This is a genomic window from Mycobacterium sp. 852002-10029_SCH5224772 (assembly GCF_001667315.1).
Lineage (GTDB): Bacteria > Actinomycetota > Actinomycetes > Mycobacteriales > Mycobacteriaceae > Mycobacterium.
On sequence record NZ_LZHT01000038.1, the window covers coordinates 1 to 570 of the forward strand.

Annotated in this window: 2 protein-coding genes; both read right to left on the bottom strand. The window is 64.9% G+C overall.

Going from position 1 to position 570, the window contains the following annotated elements; genetic code table 11:
• Positions 1-7: 7 nt before the first annotated feature.
• Positions 8-292 carry a WXG100 family type VII secretion target gene (locus tag A5775_RS08105; protein WP_020824001.1) on the bottom strand — a complete coding sequence of 95 codons (285 nt, stop codon included), beginning with the start codon at positions 290-292 and terminating at the stop codon, positions 8-10.
• Positions 293-333: 41 nt separating this feature from the next.
• The coding region (locus A5775_RS08110; protein ID WP_082952925.1) for a WXG100 family type VII secretion target at positions 334-570 on the bottom strand (237 nt) is incomplete at its 5' end.

Genomic DNA, 570 nt, shown 5'->3' on the forward strand with positions numbered 1-570 from the left:
CGAGGCGTCAGGCCCAGCTGGAGCCGACGGCGCTGTCGGTGCTGGCCATGTTGTTGCCCGCGGACTGGACCTTCTGTCCGTGGGAGTTGGCCTGCTCGTAGATCACCTGGAAGTTGCGGCCCAACTGGGTGATGAACTCCTGGCACGCGACCGAACCGGCACCGCCCCAGAAGTCACCGGCGGCAAGCACATCGCGAACGATGGCCTGGTGCTCGGCCTCCAAGGACGCGGCCTGCGCGCGGATCAGGGCACCGTGGGCGTCCACGTCGCCGAACTGGTAGTTGATGCTCATTGCGTAGCTCCTTAAAAGTGTTGGGCAGCAGCAGTTCTGGGCTAGCTGCTGAGGATCTGCTGGCTGGCCTGCTCTTGCTGCTCGTAGTTGTTCGCGTCGCGGATCAGCCCGTCGCGCACCGAGTGGAGCATGTTGACGATGTTGCGGAAGGCCTGGTTGACCTGGCCCATGGTGTCATACGACGTCGCCTGCGCCTGGCCGCTCCAGCCCGCACCGGCGATGTTCATCGACGACGCCCACATCTTGCGAGCCTCGTCCTCAACGGTCTGGGCGTGCAC

Coding starts and splice junctions, on each gene's coding strand:
- A5775_RS08105 (WP_020824001.1), bottom strand. CDS start 292: ATGAGCATCAACTACCAGTTCGGCGACGTGGACGCCCACGGTGCCCTG.